We start from the raw sequence: 21207 nt of genomic DNA, 5'->3' as shown, positions 1-21207 counted from the left end.
TATGCAGATCTCGTTGCAGCAACAAGTGGCCCTGGTCACCGGCGCCAGTTCCGGCATTGGTGCAGGCGCCGCCAAGGCATTGGCCGAGGCCGGTGCGGCCGTGGTGCTCAATTACAACTCGCAGGCGGCGCCGGCCGAAGCTCTTGCCGCGCAGATCAACGCCAACGGCGGCCAGGCGATTGCCATCGGTGGCGATGTGTCCAAGGAAGCCGACGTAGAACGTTTATTCGCCCAGACCCTCGATGCCTTCGGCCACCTGGACATTCTGGTGGCCAACTCCGGCCTGCAAAAAGACGCCAACCTGGTCGACATGACCCTCGACGACTGGAACACCGTGATCGGCGTCAACCTCACCGGCCAGTTCCTGTGTGCCCGCGCCGCCGTGCGGATTTTCAACCGCCAGGGCGTGCGCGAAGGCGTGTCGCGTGCCGCCGGCAAAATCATCCACATGAGTTCGGTGCACCAGATCATTCCCTGGGCCGGGCATGTGAATTACGCCGCCTCCAAGGGCGGCGTGGAAATGCTGATGCGCACCCTGGCCCAGGAAGTCAGCGAACAACGCATCCGCATCAATGGCATTGCGCCGGGCGCCATTCGTACGGCGATCAACCGCGCAGCCACCGAGGGTGCGGCAGAAAAAGAGCTGTTGAAGTTGATTCCCTATGGCCGCGTCGGCGACGTCGAAGACGTGGCCAACGCGGTGGTGTGGCTGGCCAGCGACGCGTCCGACTACGTGGTCGGCAGCACCCTGTTCATTGACGGTGGCATGAGCCTTTATCCGGAGTTTCGTGGCAATGGTTGATTTCAAGAACGAACCCCAAAGCGCCATCGATGCCCACGGCATTATTGGCGACATGCGCAGCGCGGCCTTGGTGAATGACCGCGGCAGCATCGATTTTTTCTGCTGGCCGGAATTCGACAGCCCGTCGATCTTCTGTTCGCTGCTCGACACGCCTGAGGCGGGTGTTTTTCAACTTTCACCCGAACTGAAAAACGCACGGCGTGAACAAATCTACCTGCCCGATACCAACGTGCTGCAAACCCGCTGGCTGAGCGATGAAGCCGTGGTGGAAATCACCGACCTGCTGGTCATCAGTGAAGAAATCGACGACCTGCCGCTGCTGATTCGCCGCGTGCGCGTGGTCAGCGGCAGCGCAAACATCCAGCTGCGCTGCGCCGTGCGCCACGACTATGCGCGCACGCCAACCCAGGCCAGCCTCGCCGACGGTATCGTGTCTTTTACCGCCGACGGCCTGCCTGGCCTGCGGCTGGCGGGCAGCCACGCGATGCAGATCGAAGATGATGCCGCCGTGGCCAGCTTCACCCTGGGCCAGGAAGAAGGCGCTGAGTTCGTGCTCGGCGGCCAGGATGACCCCCGCGTCAACAATGGCTGCACCGACCTGGCGCTGGCGCACACCTTGAAATTCTGGCGCGGCTGGATCGCGCAGTCGAATTACCGTGGGCGCTGGCGCGAAATGGTCAACCGCTCGGCACTCGCCTTGAAGCTGCTGACCTCGCGCAAACACGGCGCAATCATCGCCGCCGCGACATTTGGCCTGCCGGAAACCCCCGGCGGCGAACGCAACTGGGACTACCGCTACACGTGGATCCGCGACGCCTCGTTTACCGTCTACGCCTTCATGCGTCTGGGGTTCATCGAGGAGGCCAACGCTTACATGCGCTGGCTGAAAGGCCGCGTCAGTGACTGCTGCGGTCAGGCGACCAAAATCAATATTCTTTACGGTATCGATGGGCGCCAGGAACTGCCGGAAGCCACGCTTGATCACTTCAGCGGCCACGGCGGCGCCAAACCCGTGCGCATCGGCAATGAAGCGTTTGACCAGGTCCAGCTGGATATCTACGGCGAGCTGATGGATGCGGTGTATCTGGTCAACAAATACGGTGAAGCGATTTCCCATGAAGGCTGGAAACACACCGTGGAAGTGGCCGATCAGGTGTGCGAAATCTGGAACCAGCAAGACGTGGGCATCTGGGAAATGCGCGGTGAGCAGCATCACTTCCTGCATTCGCGCCTGATGTGCTGGGTGGCGCTGGACCGTGCAATCCGGTTGGCCTCCAAGCGCTCGCTGCCCGCCCCGTTTGCGCGCTGGGACCAGACACGCCAGGCGATCTACGCGGATATCTGGAGCAACTTCTGGGATGAAGAGCGCGGGCATTTCGTGCAGCACATCGGCAGTACTGCGCTGGATGGTTCGATGCTGCTGATGCCACTGGTGCGCTTCGTCGCGGCGACCGACCCACGCTGGCTGTCGACGCTTGAAGCAATCCAGAAAAGCCTGGTGCGTGACGGCATGGTCTACCGCTACCGCAACGACGACAGCCAGATCGACGGGTTGCAAGGCACCGAAGGCGCATTCGCCGCGTGTTCGTTCTGGTACGTCGAATGCCTGGCGCGCGCCGGGCAAGTGGAGAAGGCCCACCTGGAATTCGAACAACTGCTGCGCTACGCCAACCCGTTGGGCTTGTACGCCGAAGAGTTTGACAGCCAGGCGCATCACCTGGGCAATACGCCGCAGGCGTTGAGCCATTTGGCGCTGATCAGCGCGGCGACCTTCCTGGACCGCAAGCTCAGCGGGGAAAAGACCACCTGGCAACCTTGAGCAGGCTTGACGCGCAGCAGAGGCCTATCTACCTGACACTGAGGGCCACCTGTGCGAGCGGGTTTGTCGAGAAGCGGGAGTGTCAGTGACTGCATGCAGAGGCTGACACATCGCATTCGCGAGCAAGCCCGCTCCCACAGGTCATCGGGTTCAGCTTCCTGCTGTTGATTTTGATCTGAGGCGCCTCGCTAAACACCATAGCGTGCACAATGGGCATCCCCCGAGCTGCGTTCAGGAACCTCATGCGCCAGGTATTGTTGATCATCGACGTGCAACCTTCCTTCAATCCACCCGCGTGGCTGGTCGATGGCATCAACGCCCTGCTCGGGCGTCTACCCTCGGTGGCCACTGTGGAGCGCCACGACGAAAGCATCACCCCCTTTGCCCGCCAACTGGGCTGGCAACCCGCGCCGGATGACGACAGCCTGATCGCAGCCGAGCGCATCTTCATCAAACACGGCTACGCGCCGACACCCGAAACCCTGGACTACCTGAAAAGCCTGGCGCCGGAGCGCGTGCTGGTGTGTGGCCTTCAAACCGATACGTGCGTGCTGGCGGCCGGGTTCGCGTTATTTGACGCCGGCTTGCAGCCGACACTGATCAGCGATTTGACCGTGGGCTCGTCGCTGGACCGGTCGGGAACACTGGGCGTGGATTTGTGGCGGCACCATTTTGGATGCGTGATTGATCGGGCTCAGGTGATGGCGACGACCGCCTCATGAACCCATTCCCGACGCTTGCCACCCAGCGCCTGCGCCTGCGCGAACTGCGCGCAACCGACGCACCGGCCCTGTTCGCCATCCACCGCGACACCATCAACATGCGCTGGTTTGGCGCCGACCCGATGATCGACCTCGCCCAGGCCTACGCGCTGATCGACACCTTCGCCCAGTGGCGCACCCAGCCCAACCCCGGCACACGCTGGGGGATTGAACGGGACGGCGAACTGATCGGCAGCTGCGGCCTGTTCAAATGGAATCGCGCCTGGCACAGCTGCGCCCTGTCCTGTGAACTGGCGCCCGCCGCCCGTGGCCAGGGCTTGATGAGCGAAGCGTTGAGGGCGATGCTCGATTGGGGCATCGCGCACATGCACTTGCATCGGGTTGAAGCCTTGGTGCATCCGCAAAACACCGCGTCACTGGCGTTGTTGGAACGCCTGGGCTTCATCGCCGAAGGGACGTTGCGAGAAGCCGGGTTCTGGAATGGCCAGCGGCATGATCTGATGGTGTTGGGGTTATTGACGCAGGCATTGCATCGCGTTGCGCCAGGTCGGGCTGGACAAGTCAGACGACTGCCTTGATTTACACCCCGTACCGTCACGGGTTTGAGCTAGAGTGGCCGCTACTTTGGCCAGTCGATAAGTGCCCCTCATGACTACGCTCGCCCCGCTGCTATATGTCCGTACGCCGATGCTAGAAATCGCCTACGAAGCCCACGGCCCCGAAGACGGCGAACCGGTGATCCTGCTGCATGGTTTCCCTTACGACCCGCGTGGCTACGATGAGATCGCGCCGGCCCTGGCCGAACGCGGTTGTCGGGTGTTGGTGCCTTATCTGCGCGGTTATGGCCCGACGCGGTTTATCAACGCGCAGGTGATGCGCTCCGGCCAACAGGCGGCGTTGGCCAAGGACCTGCTGGATTTCATGGATGCCCTGGGCCTCGCGCAGGCCACGCTCGCCGGTTACGACTGGGGCGGGCGCGCCGCGTGTATCGTCGCCGCTCTATGGCCGCACCGAGTGCGCGGGTTGGTGACCGGGGATGGCTACAACATCCAGGACATTGCCAAGTCGCTTGAACCGCGCGCGCCGGAAACGGAGCATCGGTTGTGGTACCAGTTTTACTTTCACACCCAGCGTGGCGTGGACGGTCTGAGTGCCAATCGCCGTGAGTTCTGCGAGTTGTTGTGGCGGCTGTGGTCGCCGACCTGGGCTGAGGGGCCCGGGCTGTATGGCCGCACCGCACCGTCGTTTGACAACCCGGACTTTGTCGACGTGGTGATTCATTCCTATCGCCACCGTTTCACCTACGCGCCGGGCGACCCGGCGCTGGAGGCGATCGAGCAGGCACTGGCCGCGCAGCCGCCGATTTCGGTGCCGACAATTTCGTTGTGCGGCGCTGATGACGGCGTAGGCCCGGCCCCGGCGGTGGATGACGACGGGGAACATTTCAGCGGTTTTTATCGACGCGAAGTCTTGTCCGGTGTGGGCCACAACATTCCTCAGGAAGCGCCACAGGCCACACTCAGCGCAATCTGCGAACTGCTGGATCGGGCCTGAACGTTACCGGGCAGCTTTGATCCTGAAACTGAACACGCTGCCCTGCCCCTCCACGCTTTCTGCCCAAACCGTGCCGCCGCTTCGATGATGCCGTGGGAAATGTACAGGCCCAGCCCGCTGCAAAATGTGTACGTTTTTGTTCAAGTCGGTGCGCAGAAGCGCTCACGGTAAGCCTGGGGCGTGACTTCCAGTGCCCGCAGGAAACTGCGCCGCAGGGTTTCCTCGCAGCCAAAACCGCACTGCACCGCGATACGTTTGATCGACGCCGTGCTGTCGGCCAACTGCCGACGCGCGGTTTCTACGCGGATCAGCTCGACTGCGCGCGCCGGGGTCTGGCCGGTTTCGGCGCGGTAGTGCCGCACGAAGCTGCGTTCGCTCATGCCGGCCTGGGCGGCCAAGGTGGGAATATTCAGATCGAGGGTGAGGTTTTCGGCCATCCACGCGTGCAAATCGGCAAAACGGCTGTCGCCCTTTTGCAGGGACAACGCCACGCTGTATTGCGCTTGCCCACCGGGGCGTTTAAGGAACACCACCAAGTGCCGCGCCGCTTCCAGGGCCACGGCGCGGCCCAGGTCTTCTTCCACCAGGGCCAGGCACAGGTCGATGCCGGCCGTCACGCCGGCGGACGTCCACACCGAGCCTTGCTGGATGAAAATCGGATTGGCCTCCACCGTCAGCGACGGAAACTTGCGCGCCAGTTCCTCGCAGCGTGTCCAGTGGGTGGCCACGCGGCAACCATCGAGCAAACCGCTGGCGGCGAGCAGGAAAGCCCCGGTGCACACCGAGGTCATGCGTCGGGTGTGCCGGGCTTTTTGCGTGACCCAATCGACCAGCGCGGCATCTTCGGCGGCGCCATACACGCCCCAGCCGCCGGCGATCACCAGCGTGTCGCACGGCGCGTCGGCCGCAGGCAGCGGCTCGGCCACCAAGGCCAGGCCCGCAGAGGTCATCACCGGTTCCGCCTGGGCGGCAATCACCGACACCGCATAAGGCAACGGCTGGCCGCGCTGGCGCGCCAGGTCATTGGTGGTGGCGAACACCTGTAATGGCCCGGTCACGTCGAGCACCTGGGCGTTATTGAAGGCGAGTACGTGAATGGTCCGGGTCATGTTGGCGTAATCTGTGGGCTCAATGGCGTATGCGCCAAAGCCTAGGCCTCTAGAGTGAGGCCGTCTACCCCTTTATCGGAGCTTCATCGATGACCTTGCAGATTGGCTTTGTGTTGTTCCCTGGTATCCAGCAACTGGACCTCACCGGCCCCTACGACGTGCTGGGTTCGCTGCCGGATGTGCAACTGCATCTGGTGTGGAAAGACTTGGCACCGGTCACCTCCAGCACCGGCATGGTGTTTACGCCGACCATGACGTACGCCGACTGCCCGCGCCTGGACGTGATTTGCGTGCCCGGCGGTGCCGGCGTCGGCGCCTTGATGGAAGACCCGCAAACCCTGGATTTCCTCAAGGCCCAGGCACAGACCGCACGCTACGTGACCTCGGTGTGCACCGGTTCGCTGGTACTCGGCGCGGCGGGTTTGCTGCGCGGTCGCAGGGCCACCACGCACTGGGCCTATCACGACCTGCTCGCCCCACTCGGCGCCATTGCGGTGCAAGCGCGCGTGGTGCGTGACGGCAACCTGCTGACCGGCGGCGGGATTACGGCAGGAATCGACTTTGCCCTGACCCTGGCCGCCGAACTCTACAGCGAGGCCGCGGCGCAACTGGTGCAGTTGCAGATCGAATACGCGCCCGCCCCGCCGTTCGATTCGGGCAGCCCGCAGACCGCGCCCGCGCACGTACTGGAAGAAGCCAGGAAGCGTACGGCCGAATCGCGTCGCGTGCGCGGCGAGGTCGTGGCACGGGCGGCAGCTCGGTTGGGTTGAGGTGCCCTGTCAAGCTGGCCGAGACATCAGCGCCAGCCGCGCGGCCAGCAGCATGAGCACCGTCGCCAGGCCCCATTTCTGGAGCCTGGCGCTCTGTGCGCGGCCGGCAAAAAAACGGCTTAGCGCGCCGCCAAAAACTCCCAGCAACGCGTGAAATACACCGGCAATCAGCGTCAGAACGCCGCCCAGCATCAGCAGTTGCAGCGTGATGGAACCGGCCTGCGGCCTGACGAACTGGGGCAAAAACACCATGAAAAACAACAGTGCCTTGGGGTTGAGCAGGCTGTTGAGCATGGCCTGCGCAAACACACGCCCCAGGCGCACGCGCTTCACCTGGGCAGCGTCCAGGCTCGGGCTTTTCTGTAGGGTCTTGACCACCAGCCACAGCAGGTAAATGACGCCGGCATAACGAATCACATCAAACGACGGCGGCCAACTGGCGACCAGTGCCGTGACACCGGTGGCGGTCAACGCGGTCAGCAGCAGGTCTGCGACGCAAATCCCCAGGCTCGAGGCCACGCCACCGCGCCAGCCATAACTCACGCCATGGCTGATAACAAACGCCATGTTCGGCCCCGGCGATAGCAGCAGCAACACCACCGCCCCTGAAAACACCAACAAGGTTGAAAGATCGATCATGCTCAAGCCCTGCGCCGTAAAAGCCTGCAGGCTAATCGGCCAGCCTTGCGCGCACAAAAAATTGTGCTGGATACATTCTTTGCTCACGACGGCACCGGGCGATTGCTCGTGACCACAACCAGCGTCTAGAATGCGAAACATTATCAATTGAGACTGTTACGCAGGATGCCCATGTCGAGCGCCCCCCCTCTGGACCCTGCCACCCTCGGCCAGCTCTACCAGGCTCATCATTCGTGGCTGCGCGGCTGGTTAAGCCGGCGCACCGGCTGCCGTGAACACGCTGCCGATCTGGCGCAGGAAACCTTCATGCGCCTGCTCATCGCGCGCAAACAGCAAACCTTGCAGCAGCCGCGCGCTTACCTGAGCAGCATCGCGCGCAGTCTGATGATCGACCAATACCGGCGCCGCGAACTGGAACGCGCCTACCTTGAGAGCCTCGCGCACTTCCCGGAACTGCAAGTGCCGTCAGAGGAGACCCGGCTTTTGATCCTCGACAGCCTGGAGCGCATCGACCGCTTGCTCGACCAGCTCAAGCCACGCGTACGCGAAGCCTTTTTGCTGGCGCAACTGGATGGCCTGACGTGTGCGCAAATCGCCTTGCGCCTGGGCGTGTCCAAAGCCACCGTCGAGCGCGACCTGTCCAAAGCGCTGCACGCCTGCTACCGGTTGCGGTATGCCGAACGTTGACCCGCGCCTGCTCGACCAGGCTATCCAGTGGATGATAAAGCTGCGTTTCAACGTCGCCGATGACGCCAGCACCGCCGCGTTCGAGCAGTGGTTGCAGACCAGCGCCGAGCATCAGCGGGTGTGGCAACGCGTAGCGAGCATGCATGATGAGTTTGCCCAGGTTCCCGCTCGCGTCGGCCACCATGCGCTGGATGGCGCGCGCCGACGCATCAGCCGCCGGGAAGGTTTGAAAGTGTTGGGGCTGTTGGCCGGCGCCGCCGGGCTGACCTGGCTCGGTCGCGACTACACGCCCCTGCCCGCCTTGCTGGCCGACTACCGCACGGCCACCGGCGAACGGCGCTGGGTCACATTGAGCGATGGCAGCCAGGTGCAGCTCAACAGCGCCAGCGCGATCGACACCGCCTTCACTGCCGAGCGGCGCCAGGTGCAGCTGCTTCAGGGCGAGATACGGGTCAATAGCAGTGCCGACAACCGGCCGTTGTGGGTACAGACTCGCGATGGTTTGCTGCGCGCCCTCGACACGCGGTTTCTGCTGCGCGAGGCCTCTCAAGGTACCTTGCTCGATGTGCAGCAAGGCGCCGTGGCGGTGTATGTCGACAAGCATTCATCCAACCCCCGACATATCGTCAAGCCAGGTGAACACATACTGTTCGACCGCCACGGCATTCGCCCATCGATTGCCACCGGCCTGGATCCCTGGGCCTGGAGCGAAGGTGTGATCAGCGCCCACAACATGCGCCTGGACGACTTCCTCACCGAACTGAGCCGCTACCGCAACGGCCTGGTGCGTTGCAGCGAAGCGGTAGCCAGCCTGCGCGTGTCGGGCACGTACCAACTGGACGACACCGATCAGGTGTTGAGCCTGGTGGCGCAATCGTTGCCGGTGAGCATTCACTACCGCAGCCGCTACTGGGTCACTGTCACGCCTCGCGTGTAAGTACTGAAAAATAAATGAGGTGAATGCTCATTGCCGCTCGACCTGTAAGGAAAGGCCGATCAACAGGCCGGTTCTGTCCACTTCCTTCAGGAGCATTCCGCGGTCATGCAAGCGTTTCCTTCCCAACGTTCTTCCCTCAAGCGCACGGTGCAGGCCGCCGTGCTCGGCGCCTGCCTCAGCGGAGGTGGCCTGCCCTCGGCCGTGCTGGCCGACACACTTGCCGTCGATAATCAGGCGCGCGATTGGCACATCGCTCCAGGCGCCCTGGCCAACGCGTTGGATCAGTTCGCCCGCCAGGCCGGCATCAGCCTGTCGTACGACGCCACCAGTGTCGCTGGCAAGTCCAGCACGGGCCTCACCGGCAACCTTGACCGCGAGCAAGCGTTGAACCAGCTGCTGCGCGGGCAACACCTGCAAGCCCAGCGCCAGGGTGCAAGCACCTGGCTGTTGCTGCCGCAAATGGCCGAATCCGGCGCGCTCAACCTGAGCGCCACCACCGTCACCGGCGCCCGCGCAGGGGCCACAACCGACGGCACCGGCGCCTACACCACCGGTGCGGTGACGATCGGCAAAGGCGAACACAGCCTGCGGGAAACCCCGCAATCGGTCAGCGTGATGACCCGTCAATTGATGGACGATCAGAACGTCACCACCATCGATGACGTCATGGAGCGCACACCGGGCATCACCACCTATGAGTCGCCCATGGGCGGCAAGTATTTCTACTCCCGGGGTTTCAAGATGCTCGGCCAGTACCAGTACGACGGGGTGCCTCTGGACATGGGCAAGGACTACGTACAGGCCGACAGCTTTACCGCCAACATGGCGATTTATGATCGAGTGGAAGTGCTCAAGGGTGCAGCCGGCATGCTCAAGGGCGCTGGCACCGCCAGCGGCGCGGTGAATTTTGTGCGCAAGCGGCCTCAAGCCAAACCCACCACCAGCCTGTCGCTGTCCGCCGGCACCTGGGACAACTACCGCGCCGACCTCGACACCGGCGGCGCACTGAATGACAGCGGCACCGTGCGCGGCCGCGCGGCCGTCAGCCAGCAAACGCGCGGGTCGTATATGGATATCGCCAAGCGCCAGGACCAGGCGGTCTACGCGGCACTGGATTTCGACCTCGACGCCGACACCACCCTGGGCGTCGGCGCCAGCTATGAAGACGTTGATGCCTCGCCCTGCTGGGGCGGCTTGCCGCGCTACAGCGACGGCAAAAGCGCCAAGCTCAGCCGCTCCACCTGCCTGGGCCAATCCTGGAACGACTGGCAAAGCCAGCGCGCCACGTTCTTCGCCGACCTCACCCACCACTTCAGCGATGACTGGAAACTCAACGTGGCGGCCGTGCACAGCCGCAACCTGCAAGACATCAAATACGCCGCCAGCGAAGGCACCATCGACTATGGCAACCCGGCACCGACGGCCAACTCCTACGCAGCCTTGATGGATTACGACCACCGCGACTTCGGCCTTGACGCCTACCTGGACGGCAAGTTCGAAGCCTTCGGCCTCGAACACGAACTGATCATTGGCGCCAACGGCAGCCGGGGCACCCAGGATGATGTGTATGCAATCCAGAACCTGCCGACGCGCGTGAACATCTACCAACCCGACCACCACCTTGCGGAACCCGCCAACGATACCTTCTGGCCCAACATGTACCGCGGCGGCACGGTCAAGGAAACCGCCACCCAATACGGCACCTACGCCACGTTGCGCCTGCGCCTGGCCGAACCGTTGTTGTTTATCGTCGGCAGCCGCGTGAGCTGGTATGAAAACCGTCGCCAGTCCAACAACCTGGCCTGGGGCGAATGGGCCGTGCAGAATGCGCGCACCCGGGAAACCGGCGAAGTCACACCGTTTGCCGCACTGATTTATGACCTCGACGAACACCTCTCGGTGTACGCCAGCTACGCCGATATCTTCCAGCCACAAAGTTCCTACGCCACGGTCGACGGCGCGGCACTCAAGCCGCAGATCGGTGACAACTACGAGCTGGGGATCAAGGGCGAATGGTTCGAGGGGCGCCTCAACAGCTCCCTTGCGCTGTTTCGCGCCGTGCAGAAAAACACGGCTGAAACCGACTACCTCAGCGTCTGCCCGACGTCCTCCGACGGTTATTGCTACAGCGACACCGGCAAGACCCGCGCCCAGGGTGTAGAAGCCGAAGTCAGTGGTGAATTGCTCGAGCGCCTGCAGGTGTTTGGCGGCTACACCTATACCCAGACCAAAACCCTGAAGAACATCGACAGCGCCGTGGAAGGTGGCGTGTCCAACAGCTACGTGCCCCGGCATATGCTGCGCATGTGGGGTGACTACCAACTGGATGGCGCGCTGTCGAAATGGAGCGTGGGCACCGGCGTCAACGCCCAGAGCAGCAACTACCGCGTGCAGGGCATCAAGCTCGAACAGGCCGGTTATGCGGTGTGGAGTGCGCGCCTGGCCTATCGCGTAGACGACACCTGGACCGTGGCGCTCAACGGTAACAATGTTTTCGACAAACACTATTATCAAACCGTGGGCACCGCCGCCTGGGGCAACTTTTACGGTGAACCGCGCAATTTTACCCTGAGTGTGAAAGGCAACTTCTAACCCCCCGATGTCCCCGGTGGCAGGCATTAGGCGCCCTGCCACCGCGTCCTTGTCCCCTTTTCCTACCTCTATTCGAAAAAGGTTTGTGCATCTGGCAGGAAAATTCTCACATTTGTTCCTACACTCAAAATCACACCTCTTCACCGCGTGTTCGAACAAGGAAAGTCAATAAAATGCGACGAAAAATTCAGCTTAACGTGTCTGGCATGCAACCTTTGCGCCACAGTCAAAAAATTGACTGAGTAACAGAAAAGGAACACTCCTTAAGTCACTAGCCCCGCAAGTTTCCTTCATTTGGATGGCTTCACTTGGATGAAATAGTTGCGTTTTACCCAGAGTAGCCATCGTTCGACTTGCCCTCCTTCACGCAGCCTGCTGCCGATGGACCAAACAGCCGAACAGTAGGTCTGGAGTGCAATGAGGGATGTTTATGCGAGAAAAGTCTTCAGTCGATAGCCTGTTTCTGACCCGCGCTGGTTTTGTTGAATTTTTTGTTGTTTTCGTCAAGTTGATCCATGGCCTGACTGCCATCTTGCCGCCATTGGTGTTGGTGTTGTTCCTCGACCCACTGGCTCCCGAGCTGCGTTCCCACTTCCTTGGTCTGCTGCTGTTTTTTGCGATCATGACCATCATTCTGTTCCAGGCTCTGGGCATCTATTCCGAAGAGCTGTTCAGCAATCGCCTGCGCCTGCGGGCCAAGATAGTCGCCTGGTCGGCGGCGTTCTGCATCTTGCTGTTCATGTACCAGATCCTGCAGTTTTTTCCGCAATTGACGCCGCGCAACCTGGTGGCGTGGTACTTCGCCAGCCTGGCGCTGTTCGGCATTGAACGCCTGGTGATGCTGCGCCTGTACCGCAACCTGATGCGCAAGGGCAAATACCTGCAGCGCACTGTGATCCTGGGCTTCACCGACACCGCCGTGCACGTTGCCGATCACCTGCAACGCAATGGCGATATCCGCTCCGGCCTGATCGGTTTTATCGACGACCGCACCGAGCGCATCCCCAAGGAATTGAGCAGCCTGCCCTTGCTGGGCAACACCCGCGACCTGGAAAAACTGATCCGCGCCGAGCAGGTCAACCAAGTGATGATCTGCCTGCCCTGGGCTGCCGAGCAGCGTATCCACGGCCTGGTCAATCGCCTGCGCCAGTTGTCGGTGAACGTCATGCTGGTGCCCGACATGGCCGCGCTGCGCTACGGCCACAGCCGCATCACGGACGTGGGCGGCATCCTGATGTTCAACACCTCGCAGCTGCCCTTGCGCGGTTGGTCGCCGGTGATCAAGCGCTGTGAAGATTTGCTGCTGGCGAGCATGGCCCTGGTGGCGCTGTCGCCGGTGATGCTGGCAACAGCGATTGCGATCAAGCTCGACTCCAAGGGGCCGGTGCTGTTTCGCCAGAACCGTTATGGCTACAACGACAACGAGATTCGCGTGTTCAAGTTCCGCTCGATGTTCACCGACCAGAGCGACTTCACCGCCGAGCAACAGACCACCCGCAAGGACCCGCGCATCACGCGGGTGGGCCGCATCATTCGCAAGACCAGCATCGACGAGCTGCCGCAGTTGTTCAACGTGCTGCTGGGCAACATGTCGATGGTGGGCCCGCGCCCGCATGCCACCGCGACCAAGGCTGCCGGCGTTCCGTTCGAAGTGGCGGTGAGCGAGTACAGTTCGCGGCATCGGGTCAAACCGGGCATCACCGGGTGGGCGCAGATCAACGGCTACCGGGGTGAAACCGACACCCTGTACAAGATCCAGAAACGTGTCGAGTACGACCTGGAGTACATCTCCAAGTGGTCGGTGTGGTTTGACTTGTACATCGTCTTCATGACGGTCCCAGCCGTCCTCTCCACCAAGGAAGTCTATTGATGAATACCCTCAACGGATTAATTCCCTGCATTATTTCCGGTGGTTCGGGCACTCGGCTGTGGCCAGTGTCGCGCCAGAACATGCCCAAGCCTTTCATGCGCATGCGTGACGGCCAGAGCCTGCTGCAAAAAACCTTTCAGCGCGCCGCCAAACTGCCCGGCGTCGAAAGCGTGCTCACGGTGACCAACCGCGACCTGCTGTTTCGCACCCTGGATGACTACCGCGTGGTCAACAAGGCCCACTTGCCTCTGGACCTGTTGCTGGAGCCGTTCGGGCGCAATACCGCGGCGGCCATTGCGGTGGCGGCGCTGCATGTGCAGGAACATTTCGGTGATCAGGCGCAACTGTTGGTGATGCCCGCCGACCATCTGATCCTCAATGAAGTCGCGTTTGCCGAGGCCGCCACCCAGGCCCGCGACCTGGCCGAAGCCGGTTATCTGGTGACCTTCGGCATCCAGCCCGACCACCCGGAAACCGGCTTTGGCTACATCGAAAAAGGCGACGCGCTGGGCACCGGCAACCGGGTCAAACGCTTTGTCGAAAAACCCGACCAGGCCACCGCGCAAGCCTACCTCGACGGCGGCAAACACCTGTGGAACGCCGGCATGTTCTGCTTCAAGGCCAGCACCCTGGTGGAGGAACTCACCGCCCATGCCCCCGACGTGTTGACGGCCGCCAAAGCCGCACTGGATCACAGCCAGAGCCTGCAAAACAAAACCTCGCGCCAGCGCGAACTGGACTCGGACGCCTTCGGCAGCGCACCGGACATTTCCATCGACGTGGCGCTGATGGAAAAGTCCCAGAAAGTCGCCGTGGTGCCCTGCGACATCGGCTGGAGCGACATCGGTTCCTGGGAGGCGCTGCGCCAGCTCACGCCCAGCGACGCCCACGGCAACCAGGTCAATGGCGAAGCAATTTTGCATGACGTGCACAACTGCTACATCGACTCGCCCAAACGCGTGCTCGGCGCCGTTGGCGTACACGACCTGATCATCGTCGACACTCCGGATGCGCTGCTGATCGCTGACGCCAACCGCAGCCAGGATGTGCGTTACATCGTTGCCGAACTCAAGCGCCAGAATCACCCGGCGTACAGCCTGCACCGCACCGTCACCCGGCCGTGGGGCACCTACACGGTGCTGGAGGAAAGCAGCCGCTTCAAGATCAAGCGCATCGTGGTCAAGCCCCAGGCGTCACTGTCGTTGCAGATGCACCACCACCGCAGCGAACACTGGGTGGTGGTCAGCGGCGCGGCGCAGATCACCAATGGTGAGCGCGAATTCCTGATCAACGCCAACGAGTCCACGTACATTCCGGCCGGGCACAAACACCGCCTGACCAACCCCGGCATCATCGACCTGGTGATGATCGAGGTGCAGAGCGGCGAGTACCTGGGCGAAGACGACATCGTGCGCTTTGACGACATCTACGGGCGTGCGCCCGCAGAAGTGAAAAAGTGACATGCGCACCTCGTTGATCATCCCGACCCGCAACGCGTCCAGTCACCTGGCGCGGCTGCTGCCTGCGCTGAACATGCAGACGCTGCAACCGGACGAAATGCTGGTGGTCGACAGCGCTTCCAGCGATGACACCGTGGCGCGCTTTCGCGAGTTCGGCGCCCGGGTCGAGGTGATCGACGCCCGCGATTTCAACCACGGCGGCACACGGCGCTGGGCCAGTGAACAGGTGAGCGGCGAGGCGCTGATCGTGATGACCCAGGACGCGATCCCCGCAGACCCCGAGACCTTCGCCAACCTGCTCGAAGAATTGCAGCAAGACCCGCTCAACGGCGTGGCCTACGGCCGCCAATTGCCGCACCCCGGCGCCGGGGTGCTGGGCGCGCAGTCGCGGCACTTCAACTACCCGCCACACAGCCGTAGCAAGCGCCTGGCCGATGCGCCGCAGTTGGGGATCAAGACCTGCTTCAGCTCCGACTCGTTTTGCGTGTACCGGCGCAGCGCCCTGCAGGCGGTCGGCGGTTTTCCCGCCGATGTGATCGGCAGCGAAGACGCCTACGTCGCTGCGCGCATGCTGCTTGAAGGCTACACGGTGCGCTACGCCGCCACGGCGCGGGTGTACCACTCCCACGATTACCGACTCATGGATGAGTTTCACCGCTACTTCGACATTGGCGTGTTCTACGGTCGCGAGCCGTGGATTCGCCAGGCGTTTGGCGATGCCGGCGGTGAAGGTAAACGCTATGTACTGGCTGAGCTCGCGGCATTGCGCGCAGCCGGTGCATTGCACCGCGTACCCGAAGTACTGGTGCGCAGCGCGTTCAAGTTGCTCGGCTATCGGCTGGGCCAACAGGAACGCCGGCTCCCCCTCGCCCTCAAGCGGCGCATCAGCATGTTCCCCGGTTATTGGAGGTGAGCAGCATGACTAACAGGAAGTCCGCCCTTATGAAAAAAACCGTGCTCCTCCTGGCCGTGATGGCCTTGGCCGCCTGCAATACGCCGGCACGCATTGTCCCGCCGGATGACAAGACCGTCGAGGACGGCAAACGCTCCCTCGACCAGTTGGCGCAGCTGCCGCCGGCCGTGGAACGCATCCGCATCGGCGATCAGCTGCGGATCGTGCGCGATGCCGGCGAGATGCCGACGCTGTCGGCGTTCAACGTCAGCACCATTTATGAGCTGACGCTGTACACGGTGCAGACCGACGGCAAGATCAACTACCCGTTCCTGGGGCCGATCCAGGTCGCCGGGCGTCAGCCATCGGAACTGGCCGTAGAGCTGAGCAACAAGCTCGCGCCGGTCTACCGCGAGCCGCGGGTGACGGTGAACATCAACCAGGCGCCGGGCAATTCGGTGATCGTCGGCGGCGCGGTGAATAACCCGACGGCGGTGCAACTCGGCACGGCCAACACCCTGGAGCAAGCGATTGTCGGCGCCGGCGGGGTGAACCCTTCGGGCAATGCCAGCATGGTCGCGCTGCTGCGCGAGGATGCCCAGGGCGCCTACCACGCCTACTTCCTGGACTTCAGCCAATACCTCAAACCCGGCCCGAACGGGCGTAAACCGGTGCACCTGCAACGCGGGGATGTGGTGTTCGTGCCTAAATCCAACGTCGGCGAGCGCATCCAAGGGGTGGATACCTACTTGAACCAACTGATCCCGTTCACCAAATCCATTGGGGTTGGTTACAACTACACCAAAACCAGCGGCGGCAATAACTGAAGGAGCGACATCCCATGATCGAGATCCGTTCTTTTCGTGATCTTCTGCGCCTGTTCTTCATCTTCCGGCATGAGTTCAAACTGGCAGCCATCGCGGCGCTGGTGATCATTTTGCTGGGGGCCTTTCTGCTGCCCGCCAAGTACGAATCCACCGCGCGCCTGCTGGTCAAGCCGGGACGCGATTCGACCTTGCCCATCGAGATCAGCAACCGTCAGGCACTGGTCATGCCCAGCACCCAGCGTGACCCGATTGTCGACGAGGAGCGCTTGCTGACCGGTCGCCCGATCGTGCGCACGGTGGCCGAGCATTACCTGGAAGTCATCGCCAATGCGCCGCCGCCGGAAGGCTTCTGGAAGCGCAGCAAGTATTACGTCAAGGAAGGCGTGGGCGCGGTGTTCGACGGTATTCGCGTGGTGCTGGAAACCGTCGGCATCCTCGAAAAAACCACGCCGGTGGAACGCCTGGCGGCGAGCCTGGAGAAAAACTTCGAGGTCAGCCATGCCGTGGGCTCCACGGTGATGGACATCAGTTTTACCTGGGGCGACCCGCAAATCGCCCAGCAAGTGGTCAAGGATTGGGTCGACACGTACATCACCGAACGCACCCAGGCCCTGGGGCGCAAGAGCCTCTACGCCTTCTATGAAGGCCAGGTGAACACCAGCGCCACCGAGATCAAGAGCTACAAGGAGCAAATCCTCAAGCACTTGAACGAGATCGGCGCGGCAAGCATCACCGATCGCCTGGAGGACTTGTCTGAGCGCATCAACGTGTTGCGCGGCGAGACCTTCAACACCACGCGCCTGATTGCGTCTTCCGACAGCGCCATCCAGAGCACCCGCGACCAGCTCAAGGGTCAGCCCAAGGAAGTCACCACGGTGCGCCAGATCGCACTGAACCCGCAGCAGCAGGATTTGCGGCGCCTGCTTAACCAGAAGCTGCTGGAAAAGGCCGACATGATGCGCACCTACACCGACAACGCGCCGCCCGTCAAAGCCCTGGACGCGTCGATTCTGGCGATGCAGGCCCAGGTCGCGAATGAAAGCAACACGGTACAGGCCTCGGAAAACCGCGCGCCGAACACCTTGGAAATTCACTTGCAGCGCGTGCTGCTGGACGAGTCGAGCAACAACCTGGCCCTGCGCACTCAGCTTGTGCAACAGCAGAAACAGCTGGTGAACCTCGAAGCCCAGCGCAAGCAGGCCCTGGAGATTGAACCGGAACTGGCGCGTCTTTCTCGCGAGCTGAGCGCCACCGAGCGCAATTACGCGCTGTACGTGGACAACCTGGAAAAATCGCGCATCGACCGTGAGCTCGATAGCAGCCAGATCAGCAACATTGCGGTGATCGAAGAAGCCACCCTCAACCCTGGCCGCATCTTCCCGAAAACCCTGCTGATGCTGCTGTTGGCGATCCCGTTTGCCATCGTCGTCGGTTTGCTGGTGATCTACCTGTGCTACCTGCTGGACCAGCGCATTCACGATGGCGGGCTGGTGGAGCGCAAGTTCGGCCTGCCCCTGTGGACGACCTTGCCGGAGCTGGACACCAGCACCGCGCAGAGCACCAACGCGTTCAATGCGAGCATTTACCGCCTGTACGGCTTGCTGCAACTGGACCGCGTGGCCGAGCAAGGCCTGACCCTGGGGTTGACCTCGGCGCGCCACGGCGAAGGGGTGACCTTTGTGGTGGAGCAACTGCGCCACTTGCTGCAGGAAAACGGCATCAGGGTGCGGGTTGGCGGCGTCGAACCGGCCGCCCCGGGCGAAGTGGTACTGCTGGACGCCTCTGCACTGCTGGACAACCGCGACGCCTTTATCAACCTGCGCCGCGCTGACCTGATTGCTCTGGTGGTGGAAGCGCAGAAAAGCACAGTGCCGGTGGTGGAGCACGCGCTGTCGATCCTCAACACCGCGTTTGGCAAGGTGGACGGCATCATCATCAACCGGCGCAAATTCGAAGTGCCGGCCAGGGTGCTTAAAACCATCGCCAAATACCGGGGGGCGTTCTGATGCACATCGCCCTGCTCGCCCCTTTGCCGCCGGAGAAAAACGGGATCGCCGACTACGCGAACCACTTCAAGACGGCCCTGGAGCAGCTGGGCGTGACGGTGGCAACACCGTTGAGCGGCGTGGAAGGCAACAGCGAAGCCATCCGCCAGGCCATCGCCGCCTTCGACTGGCGCAGTGTGGAGCTGGTCCACGCCGAGCTGGGCGGCGGCCGGCTGGGGGAGTTTCTGGCCCTGCGCGAGCTGCGCAAGGCCTACCCCGAATTGCCGCTGACGGCGACCGTGCACGACCCTGAACGTATCGTCTGGCGACGCGAGCAGCTGCCCTTCCCGCTGAACCTGCTGGAACGTTTGCCCAGCCCATTGCCGCAAGCGGCAGTGGTGCTGGCCGACCCGCTGACCTTGCGCGAAGAACGCCATGTCGCCCAAGGCCTGACGCGGCTGATCACCCTCACGCGCCTGGGCGCCGATTGCCTGAGCCAACGCATGCAACTGCCGGCCGGCAAAGTGGCGGTGATCAACCACGCCAACCTGGCCATTGCTCCCGCGCCGTTACCGGCGCTGGACACCCTGCACCTGCTGTACTTCGGTTTTATCTACCGTGGCAAAGGCATTGAAGACCTGCTGCAAGCGCTGGCCGACGTCTTCAAGCAAGCCCCCGAATTGCGTGACCGTGTGCGCCTGACCCTGGCCGGTGGCACTGCCGCCGAAATGGCGTTTGGCGCGGGCGGCAACTACCTTGAGCAGCTCAACCGCCAGATCGCCGAACTCGGCCTGGTGGGCGCCATCGACTGGCGGCTGAACTTGCCAGCCAGCGAGATTGCACAGACGATCCAGGCGCACCACGTGATGGTGCTGCCGTATCGCGAATCAAAAAAACTCGGCCTGCTGGGGCGCCAGCGCGGCACCAGCGGCGCGCTGTCCTGGGCCGCTGCGTGCGGCCGCGGGGCGATCACCTCGGATGCGCGTGCGTTTGCCGAAGAAGTCGCCAGCGGCAACGGCGCGATCTATCCCCAGGGCGATGTGGCGGCGTTGAGCCAACAACTGCTGCGCCTGGCGCGCACGCCGTCGCTGGCCCGCGACTGGGCCGAACGGGCCGGGGAAATTGGCCGCGAACGCCTGTGGCCGTTGACCGCGCAGAAGTTCAAGCACCTCTTTGAGCAGGCGATTGCGGGAGCCCCTTATGCCGCGTAAACGGACCTACCTTGCGACCCTTGCGGTGATTGCCGCACTGGGCCTGACGGTCTTCCTGTGGGGCCGCCAGGCTGACGCCGAAAACCATGTGCTCAAGGGCAACAAGGTGGTGGTGTGGAAGGATTTTCTGGGCGTGAACGCGCAATTCCTGTGGTTCAGCCCGACGCTGTATCAACGGCAGATCGACCGCCTCAAGGCACTGGGCCTGGAATGGGTACGCCTGGATTTGCACTGGGACCAGCTGGAGCCGGTCCAGGGCCAGTATCAGGTCGCAACCCTTGATCAACTGGTTGGCAACCTGCAAGCCAATCAGCTCAAGTCGGTGTTTTACCTCGTCGGTTCGGCGCCCTTCGCAACCACCGCGCCGGCCGGTGCGCCCTATCAGGACCAGTACCCGCCCAAAGATCTGAACGTGTTCGCCAACCGCATGGCGCTGTTGTCGCAACGCTACCCCAGTGTCAACGCGTGGCAGGTGTGGAACGAGCCTAATTTGCTCGGCTTCTGGCGCCCGGTGGCCGACCCCGCTGGCTACGTCGCCTTGTTGACAGCCACCGCATCCGCTTTGCGCGCGGTGGATGCGAACAAACCAGTGGTGGCTGCCGGCATGGCGTTTTTCAGCGAAATGCCCAATGGCCAGACCATGCTCGACGCCCTCGGCGCCCTTGGCGCCATGGGTGTGGCCAGCCTGAACACGGTGATTTCCTACCATCCCTATACGCAGCTGCCCGAGGGTAACGACCCGTCCAACCTGGACTTCATCGCCAAAACCACCGCGCTCAACCAGACGCTGCGCAATAGTGGCGTGCAAACGCTGTGGAGCACCGAGTGGGGCTGGTCAAATTACCCCGGGCCAAAAGATGCCCAGGACCTGATCACCCTGCAGGGCCAGGCTGACTATGTGGTACGCCGGGTGGCACTGATGAGCGCGATGGATTACGACCGGATCTTTCTGTTCACCTTGAGCGACCTCGACCAGCGCGCCAGTGTGCGTGACCAGTTCTATGGCCTGCTCGACATCGACGCCAACCCCAAGCCGGTCTATACCGCCTTGAAGAACTTCCTCGATGTGAGCGGGCCGCAGCTCACGCCCGGCGATCCGCCCGCCGCCGACCAATTGCCCGATGGTTTGTTCAGCATCGGCTGGACCCGCGCCGACGGCCGCAAACTGTGGTTCTTCTGGTCGGCCGAAGGCGGCAACGCGCACTTGCCTGGCCTTACCAGCGCCACCCTGTACGACCCGCTGCGCGGCACGCAAACCCCGGTAAGCGGCACCCATGGGCTGACCGTCCCGGTCAAGTCGAACCTGCAAATTCTGTTATGGGATTGAAGCC

Annotated in this window: 18 protein-coding genes; 16 read left to right on the top strand and 2 right to left on the bottom strand. The window is 62.6% G+C overall.

Features of this window, described 5'->3' with window-relative positions; all coding sequences use genetic code 11:
* Position 1: 1 nt before the first annotated feature.
* The 5 genes from ABWL43_RS09895 (at position 2) to ABWL43_RS09875 (ending at position 4897) form a co-directional block, all read left to right on the top strand.
* Entirely contained in the window at positions 2-802 is an 801-nt protein-coding gene (locus tag ABWL43_RS09895) for a glucose 1-dehydrogenase (RefSeq protein WP_242201621.1), read from the top strand.
* Positions 795-2621 (top strand): glycoside hydrolase family 15 protein, encoded by a 1827-nt coding sequence (locus ABWL43_RS09890; RefSeq protein WP_262206278.1) that lies wholly within the window; start codon positions 795-797, stop codon positions 2619-2621. The genes ABWL43_RS09895 and ABWL43_RS09890 overlap by 8 nt, the downstream gene beginning before the upstream one ends.
* Before the next feature lie 242 nt (positions 2622-2863).
* Complete coding sequence (locus tag ABWL43_RS09885) at positions 2864-3343, top strand: cysteine hydrolase family protein (protein ID WP_404487533.1); 480 nt, start codon at positions 2864-2866, stop codon at positions 3341-3343.
* Positions 3340-3921 (top strand): GNAT family N-acetyltransferase, encoded by a 582-nt coding sequence (locus ABWL43_RS09880; protein WP_369303317.1) that lies wholly within the window; start codon positions 3340-3342, stop codon positions 3919-3921. The genes ABWL43_RS09885 and ABWL43_RS09880 overlap by 4 nt, the downstream gene beginning before the upstream one ends.
* A gap of 70 nt (positions 3922-3991) precedes the next feature.
* Positions 3992-4897 carry an alpha/beta fold hydrolase gene (locus ABWL43_RS09875; RefSeq protein ID WP_404487532.1) on the top strand — a complete coding sequence of 302 codons (906 nt, stop codon included), beginning with the start codon at positions 3992-3994 and terminating at the stop codon, positions 4895-4897.
* A 140-nt stretch (positions 4898-5037) separates the two neighbouring features.
* On the opposite strand, the gene ABWL43_RS09870 is transcribed toward ABWL43_RS09875, so the two are convergent.
* Positions 5038-6006 (bottom strand): GlxA family transcriptional regulator, encoded by a 969-nt coding sequence (locus tag ABWL43_RS09870; protein ID WP_145163300.1) that lies wholly within the window; start codon positions 6004-6006, stop codon positions 5038-5040.
* 89 nt (positions 6007-6095) lie between these two features.
* Here ABWL43_RS09870 and inhA point away from each other — a divergent pair, with 89 nt between their 5' ends.
* Complete coding sequence (gene inhA, locus ABWL43_RS09865; RefSeq protein WP_145163298.1) at positions 6096-6776, top strand: isonitrile hydratase; 681 nt, start codon at positions 6096-6098, stop codon at positions 6774-6776.
* Positions 6777-6785: 9 nt separating this feature from the next.
* On the opposite strand, the gene ABWL43_RS09860 is transcribed toward inhA, so the two are convergent.
* Positions 6786-7415, bottom strand: a complete 630-nt coding sequence (locus tag ABWL43_RS09860) for a LysE family translocator (RefSeq protein WP_404487531.1) — start codon at positions 7413-7415, stop codon at positions 6786-6788.
* 171 nt (positions 7416-7586) lie between these two features.
* On the opposite strand from ABWL43_RS09860, the gene ABWL43_RS09855 reads away from it, so the two are divergent.
* The 10 genes from ABWL43_RS09855 to ABWL43_RS09810 all read left to right on the top strand — a co-directional run bounded on the left by ABWL43_RS09855 (position 7587) and on the right by ABWL43_RS09810 (position 21203).
* Entirely contained in the window at positions 7587-8102 is a 516-nt protein-coding gene (locus ABWL43_RS09855; RefSeq protein ID WP_404487530.1) for a sigma-70 family RNA polymerase sigma factor, read from the top strand.
* A complete protein-coding gene (locus ABWL43_RS09850; protein WP_404487529.1) occupies positions 8089-9039 on the top strand; it encodes a FecR domain-containing protein in 951 nt (316 codons plus the stop codon). Before ABWL43_RS09855 ends, ABWL43_RS09850 begins: the two co-directional genes overlap by 14 nt.
* Before the next feature lie 105 nt (positions 9040-9144).
* Positions 9145-11631, top strand: a complete 2487-nt coding sequence (locus ABWL43_RS09845) for a TonB-dependent siderophore receptor (protein WP_404487528.1) — start codon at positions 9145-9147, stop codon at positions 11629-11631.
* A gap of 430 nt (positions 11632-12061) precedes the next feature.
* Positions 12062-13501, top strand: a complete 1440-nt coding sequence (locus ABWL43_RS09840) for an undecaprenyl-phosphate glucose phosphotransferase (protein ID WP_145163288.1) — start codon at positions 12062-12064, stop codon at positions 13499-13501.
* Positions 13501-14961 (top strand): mannose-1-phosphate guanylyltransferase/mannose-6-phosphate isomerase, encoded by a 1461-nt coding sequence (locus ABWL43_RS09835; protein WP_404487527.1) that lies wholly within the window; start codon positions 13501-13503, stop codon positions 14959-14961. The genes ABWL43_RS09840 and ABWL43_RS09835 overlap by 1 nt, the downstream gene beginning before the upstream one ends.
* Before the next feature lies 1 nt (position 14962).
* Positions 14963-15874, top strand: coding sequence for a glycosyltransferase family 2 protein (locus ABWL43_RS09830; RefSeq protein WP_404487526.1), 912 nt, complete (start codon positions 14963-14965; stop codon positions 15872-15874).
* A gap of 29 nt (positions 15875-15903) precedes the next feature.
* Positions 15904-16680: a polysaccharide biosynthesis/export family protein gene (locus tag ABWL43_RS09825; RefSeq protein ID WP_404487525.1), complete on the top strand. Its 777-nt coding sequence runs from the start codon at positions 15904-15906 to the stop codon at positions 16678-16680.
* A gap of 14 nt (positions 16681-16694) precedes the next feature.
* Positions 16695-18686, top strand: a complete 1992-nt coding sequence (locus tag ABWL43_RS09820) for an exopolysaccharide transport family protein (protein ID WP_242201647.1) — start codon at positions 16695-16697, stop codon at positions 18684-18686.
* Positions 18686-19876 (top strand): glycosyltransferase, encoded by a 1191-nt coding sequence (locus ABWL43_RS09815; RefSeq protein WP_242201649.1) that lies wholly within the window; start codon positions 18686-18688, stop codon positions 19874-19876. Before ABWL43_RS09820 ends, ABWL43_RS09815 begins: the two co-directional genes overlap by 1 nt.
* The gene (locus ABWL43_RS09810; RefSeq protein WP_262206288.1) at positions 19866-21203 is read left to right on the top strand and encodes a GH39 family glycosyl hydrolase; all 1338 of its coding nucleotides are present in this window, start codon (positions 19866-19868) and stop codon (positions 21201-21203) included. The genes ABWL43_RS09815 and ABWL43_RS09810 overlap by 11 nt, the downstream gene beginning before the upstream one ends.
* The last annotated feature ends 4 nt before the right edge of the window (positions 21204-21207 follow it).

Origin of the sequence: Pseudomonas sp. HT11 (assembly GCF_044875395.1) — a bacterium.
Lineage (GTDB): Bacteria > Pseudomonadota > Gammaproteobacteria > Pseudomonadales > Pseudomonadaceae > Aquipseudomonas.
Note: the sequence above shows the minus strand (reverse complement) of the source record. Positions and strands in the feature narration are given on the sequence as shown.

Excerpts from the sequence above, each read along its gene's own strand:
- ABWL43_RS09845 (WP_404487528.1), top strand. The coding sequence starts at position 9,145 with ATGCAAGCGTTTCCTTCCCAACGTTCTTCCCTCAAGCGCACGGTGCAG.
- ABWL43_RS09850 (WP_404487529.1), top strand. The coding sequence starts at position 8,089 with ATGCCGAACGTTGACCCGCGCCTGCTCGACCAGGCTATCCAGTGGATG.
- ABWL43_RS09880 (WP_369303317.1), top strand. The coding sequence starts at position 3,340 with ATGAACCCATTCCCGACGCTTGCCACCCAGCGCCTGCGCCTGCGCGAA.
- ABWL43_RS09835 (WP_404487527.1), top strand. The coding sequence starts at position 13,501 with ATGAATACCCTCAACGGATTAATTCCCTGCATTATTTCCGGTGGTTCG.
- ABWL43_RS09875 (WP_404487532.1), top strand. The coding sequence starts at position 3,992 with ATGACTACGCTCGCCCCGCTGCTATATGTCCGTACGCCGATGCTAGAA.
- ABWL43_RS09810 (WP_262206288.1), top strand. The coding sequence starts at position 19,866 with ATGCCGCGTAAACGGACCTACCTTGCGACCCTTGCGGTGATTGCCGCA.
- ABWL43_RS09855 (WP_404487530.1), top strand. The coding sequence starts at position 7,587 with ATGTCGAGCGCCCCCCCTCTGGACCCTGCCACCCTCGGCCAGCTCTAC.
- ABWL43_RS09820 (WP_242201647.1), top strand. The coding sequence starts at position 16,695 with ATGATCGAGATCCGTTCTTTTCGTGATCTTCTGCGCCTGTTCTTCATC.
- ABWL43_RS09860 (WP_404487531.1), bottom strand. The coding sequence starts at position 7,415 with ATGATCGATCTTTCAACCTTGTTGGTGTTTTCAGGGGCGGTGGTGTTG.
- ABWL43_RS09890 (WP_262206278.1), top strand. The coding sequence starts at position 795 with ATGGTTGATTTCAAGAACGAACCCCAAAGCGCCATCGATGCCCACGGC.
- ABWL43_RS09815 (WP_242201649.1), top strand. The coding sequence starts at position 18,686 with ATGCACATCGCCCTGCTCGCCCCTTTGCCGCCGGAGAAAAACGGGATC.
- inhA (WP_145163298.1), top strand. The coding sequence starts at position 6,096 with ATGACCTTGCAGATTGGCTTTGTGTTGTTCCCTGGTATCCAGCAACTG.
- ABWL43_RS09895 (WP_242201621.1), top strand. The coding sequence starts at position 2 with ATGCAGATCTCGTTGCAGCAACAAGTGGCCCTGGTCACCGGCGCCAGT.
- ABWL43_RS09870 (WP_145163300.1), bottom strand. The coding sequence starts at position 6,006 with ATGACCCGGACCATTCACGTACTCGCCTTCAATAACGCCCAGGTGCTC.
- ABWL43_RS09885 (WP_404487533.1), top strand. The coding sequence starts at position 2,864 with ATGCGCCAGGTATTGTTGATCATCGACGTGCAACCTTCCTTCAATCCA.
- ABWL43_RS09825 (WP_404487525.1), top strand. The coding sequence starts at position 15,904 with ATGAAAAAAACCGTGCTCCTCCTGGCCGTGATGGCCTTGGCCGCCTGC.
- ABWL43_RS09840 (WP_145163288.1), top strand. The coding sequence starts at position 12,062 with ATGCGAGAAAAGTCTTCAGTCGATAGCCTGTTTCTGACCCGCGCTGGT.
- ABWL43_RS09830 (WP_404487526.1), top strand. The coding sequence starts at position 14,963 with ATGCGCACCTCGTTGATCATCCCGACCCGCAACGCGTCCAGTCACCTG.